This window comes from Paenibacillus sp. BJ-4 (genome assembly GCF_020404765.1).
Classification (GTDB): domain Bacteria; phylum Bacillota; class Bacilli; order Paenibacillales; family Paenibacillaceae; genus Paenibacillus.
The window spans coordinates 1-5,080 of the sequence record NZ_JAIVEM010000063.1 but is presented as its reverse complement, the minus strand read 5'-3'; the positions used below and the strand labels follow the sequence as shown (position 1 = coordinate 5,080).

The following is a 5,080-nucleotide window of genomic DNA, read 5'->3' as shown; positions in this document are numbered from 1 at the left end:
GCAGGTGCTGAAGAGGTATCCGAATGCGGTAGTCATAGAATTAGGCCCGGGGCAGACATTAACGACATTGATGCGGCAGTCGGCCTGCTGGGGAGCGGAGCACAGAGGCATGCGTACATTACCAACGTACAAAACCGGAGGCGGAGAACGTGGGCAGTGGCTGAGAAGCGTGGCAGAATTGTGGAGCGGAGGTGTAAGCATCGGATGGGGAGCGTTACACGAGTCCCGGGTGCGTAACCGGATAGAATTGCCAACGTATCCGTTTGAGCGTCAGCGCTATTGGATTGAACCTCGTTTGACTGTGTTTTCGAACGCAGCATTATGTGGACCCGGCATAGGTCAGGTTCCTTTACACAGCGCTGCGGAGGAAATAGCTCCGATTGTGGAATCAGCGGAACAAATGTATCCACGTCCTCAACTAGCAACGCCTTTTAAACCACCGGAGACTCCTTTGGAAGCTGGTCTAGTGGAAATTTGGAAGAAGATTCTTGGTATTGAACAAATCGGAATACATGATGATTTTTTTGATTTGGGCGGACATTCTCTTCTAATTGTACAAATGGCAGCGGAAATTAAGCGAACTATGGGCTTTGACATTGAGGTACCACGTTTTTTTGAATATCCATGCATCGCACATCTGGTTCTTCTGGTGGAGGAACAACAAACAACGGAGGGGCGAACGGATTTGGATTCACTGGGGATAGACGATTCTGCAGAGTTGCTGGAGCGGGTGAACAGTATGACGGATGAAGAGATAGATACTTTACTGAAACGAATGGAAGCGGGGTCTGGCAAAGATATCACGCTGTTCGAGTCCGAGTGATTTACATTTTAGTGTGAAGATGAATGGATGGGAAGTGGATAAAACATGGAGCTCAGTGCGGAGGAAAAACGACTTCGGTTGATGCGCTTGCTGCAGGAACGGGAATTGCAACCCCGGCAATATCCCCTCAGCTTATCTCAGCAAAGATTGTGGTTTTTAGAACAGATGGCACCTGGAAATACATCTTACCTGATTGCAACAGCCATTCACATTGAAGGTGATTTCAAGCTAGAGTTGTTTGAGAAGTGTATGCGATACCTTGTGCGACGGCACGAGAGTTTACGTACTCGGTTTCAGAACAGGAACGGTGGAGCAATACAGTATGTCGACCCACCAGCAGAAATCACTTGCTTTCCCATACGTGTAACAGATTTGAGTCAATGGGGGGCGATGGAAAAAGAAACGGAGATATCTCGGCTTCAACAGGTCGAAACGGAAACTCCATTTGACATAGCCCATGATCGGTTGATTCGCGCCCATTGGATCATGTTGGGCGAAAAAGAAGGGATTCTCTTGTTGACCATGCATCATCTAATCTCCGATGGTTGGTCTCTCGGGCTTCTCATCCGTGAAATCGAGGCCTGTTACCTAGCTTATGTTCAGGAAGAAACACCCAAACTTGACTCTTTGCCCTTTACCTATGGAGAATATGCACATCGTCAGCGTGTTGCGTTGGCTGGAGATATCCACAAACAACGACTAGCTTACTGGAAGGAGCAACTTCGCGACAATCCGCCTCAACTGGCATTGCCTGTCGACCGAATACGGCCAGCCACGCCTACGATGCGTGGCGGTACAGTTTCGCTTGAACTGCCGAGGGAAGTAGTCGAAGGGCTTAAGGGTTTGGCTAAAGGTAGGGGAGCGAGCGTTTTTATGGCGGCTCTCGCCGGATTTTATGCACTACTTGCCAAATATAGCGGTCAACATGATGTCGTACTAGGCTGTCCTGTCGCTAATCGCAACGAAAGTGGAACGGCGGGAGTGGTTGGTCTTTTTGTGAACACAGTTGCTCTGCGAGTGAACGTTTCAAGTAGTCTCAGCTTCCTGGAACTTCTCTCACAAGTAAAAAATACGATGGTCGAAGCTTTGGCTCATCAAGACATACCTTTTGAGAAGATCGTTGAAGAACTCCGTCCACAGCGTACTCTGGATGCCTCTCCGTTGTTTCAGGTTATGGTGGTTCAGACGGTACCATCGTCGTTGCCGGATCTTCCGGGGCTAAAGTTCTCCAAGGTGAGCAGTATAGGAACTTCCTCCAAATTTGATATGACCTTGTATGTGGAAGAAACAGGATCGGGCCTCTCAGTTTTGCTGGAATACAGCAAGGACCTTTTTGACGCTGAAACGGTGGAAAGGCTACTGGGACATTATAAGACTATCCTAGCTGCTGCTGTTGCCAATCCGCATTGTTCAATCATGGATCTGCCGCTCATGACTTCAGAAGAGGAACGCCAGGTGCTAAAAGACTGGCATACACCGGTAACTGTTGCCGAGGACGAAGAAACCTCTCTTCTGGAGCTGTTTGACCGACAAGTCCAGTCCAGTATGGATCGCACGGCCTTAATTGAGGACGGACAATGTATTTCCTACGGGATGCTGAACCGTATGGCAAACCGGATTGCATGGCAACTTTTGTCATCCAATGTAGGACCGGAAGTATTGGTCGGCGTTTGCATGGAGCGGGGAATTGAGCGAACAGCCGTACTATTAGGTATTTTAAAAGCTGGAGGAGCTTATGTACCGCTTGATCCGGAGCATCCGACCGAGCGGATACGATTAATTCTAGAAAAAATAGCCCCCCCCGTAGTTGTGACCCAATCCTTTCTTGCATCCAGGATACCCACAAGAGATTACCGTATTTTGAGTGTGGATTTGTTAGGCGAACAGCCGGAGCATTATAACGAGAATCCTCCAGCTCCTGATGTCCACGGGGACAATGCAGCGTATGTCATTTATACCTCAGGATCTACAGGAGACCCCAAAGGGGTTGTGGGTTTACATCGAGGAATACTAAACCGTCTCCGTTGGGGATGGGAAACATATCCATATTCTGAAAACGAAGTTTGTTGCCATCAGGCTGCACTTACTTTTGTAGATGCGGTCGCCGAGACGTTTGCTCCGCTCCTGTGCGGTATCCCGGCGGTTATTTTGCCAAAGAAGGCTCTTCAAGACCCCCTGATTTTGGTGGATGCCTTGGTGAAACACCGTATTTCGCGCATAGTCATGGTTCCCTCTTTGCTGCGAGTTCTTCTCGAAACATGTGCCAAGCGAAAAGAGTATCTACAAGATTTGCGCTACTGGTCTGTGAGCGGAGAAACTCTCCCTCAAGTATTATGTGAGCGGTTCTTCGAACTGCTGCCTGGGCGAACGTTAATCAACATTTATGGATCATCGGAAGTATCGGCAGATGCAACATTCCACGCCATGACATCCCCTCCTCCAGGGATCGGCGTTCCAATCGGACGACCACTTCGCAATATGCGGATTTGTCTTTTAGATGAGCGGCTTCGTCCGGTCCCTCTCGGGGTTGCTGGTGAAATCTGCATCGGAGGCGCTGGCTTAGCTCGGGGGTATCTCCATCATCCGAACTTAACAGCAGACCGATTTATACACTATCCGCATGCCGAGGGTCCAAACGAACGCCTTTACCGGACTGGGGATATCGGTAGATTGCGTCCAGACGGCACGCTTCTTTTTGAAGACAGACGAGATCATCAAATCAAAATTCGCGGCATGCGTGTTGAACTGAGTGAAATTGAGTCGGTTCTTATCCGTCACCCGACAGTTCGCAATGCCGTAGTCACTGCTACAGAGCAAAATAATAAAAACAAGCGCTTGATCGCCTATGTGGTGCAAGAAGGTGAACCATGTGACCCGGCAGAACTGCGCAAATATTTAAGTGAATATCTGCCGGAGCATATGATTCCTGCAGTATATGTTCCTATGGACACTTTGCCTGTTACGGTAACAGGTAAGATTGACCGTAGGGCGCTCCCAAGTTGGACAGGAGCTTCAATTTCTGAAAAATCTGTTTTTACCCCTCCAGTCACGGACATGGAACTATGCATAACGGAGATATGGAAGAAGTCGCTACAAGTTGAGCGAGTAAGCATACACGATAACTTCTTTGATTTAGGTGGGCATTCGCTTCTCTTGGTGGAGGTGAGAGACCGACTTCAGTCTGAAATAGCAAGAGAATTAAGCATCGTTGAATTGTTTCAATTTCCAACAGTTGCCAAACTAGCGCGTTATTTGGTCGGGCAAAGCAACGAAGCGAATTCTCATTTCAGACAAAAGCGATGTACTACAGAGGGAACAGCAGCCCCATTCAAGGGAACGAATGAAGTTGCGATCATTGGCATGGCTGGTCGATTCCCTGGCGCGGAAGGGATCGAAGCATTCTGGAGCAATTTACTGCATGAAGAATGCAGAATTCGAAGCTTTTCGAAAGAAGAGTTGGGGAAAGCAGGAGTTCCTGAAAAAATGCGTGGTGACCGACATTTTGTAAATTTAGGAGGAACGTTGGAAGGGGTCGAGTCATTTGACGCTGCATTTTTTGGATATACCCCAGGCGAAGCTGAAATTCTTGATCCACAGCACCGAGTGTTCTTGGAATGCGCTTGGGAAGCAATGGAACGGGCTGGTTATGTTCCTGGCGGAAGCGATGGTGCGATTGGGGTTTACGCAGGCACTACTCAAAGCACTTATTTGTTGTGCTCACTTCTTCCTCGTATGGACCCGGCAGACCCGACCAGTATGTTTGCGATGACTACAGCAAACCATGAGAATTATTTGGCAACTCGCGTGGCATACAAACTGGATTTTCAAGGTCCGGGGATCACCATACAAACGGCTTGTTCGACGTCACTTGTCGCTGTACATACCGCCATTCAGGCTCTATTTGCGGGTGAATGTGATATGGCACTAGCAGGGGGAGTTACGGTAAAAGTACCTCAAACTACAGGATATTTGTACCGGGAAGGTTCCATTGTATCGACGGACGGCTCATGTAAAGCTTTTGATTCGGAAGCAGACGGCACGGTTTTTGCTAATGGTGCAGGCGTTGTGATTCTCAAGCGCCTAGATGAAGCGCTACGTGACGGCGATACCATTCATGCCGTCATTAAAGGATCTGCCATTAACAATGATGGTGGACGAAAGGTGGGCTACACGGCTCCGAGTATTGGGGGACAGGCGGAAGTTATCCAGATGGCACTGGATTCGGCAGGTGTCAAACCCGAGACCATTTCATATGTG

General features: G+C 48.7%; 2 protein-coding genes. Both read left to right on the top strand.

Annotated elements, in window-relative coordinates; translation table 11 throughout:
• Positions 1-823: phosphopantetheine-binding protein (locus LCF57_RS10810; protein WP_226000693.1), on the top strand; the 823-nt coding region annotated here is incomplete at its 5' end.
• Positions 824-868: 45 nt separating this feature from the next.
• A partial coding sequence (locus tag LCF57_RS10805; protein WP_226000692.1) for a non-ribosomal peptide synthetase occupies positions 869-5,080 on the top strand: 4,212 nt, incomplete at its 3' end.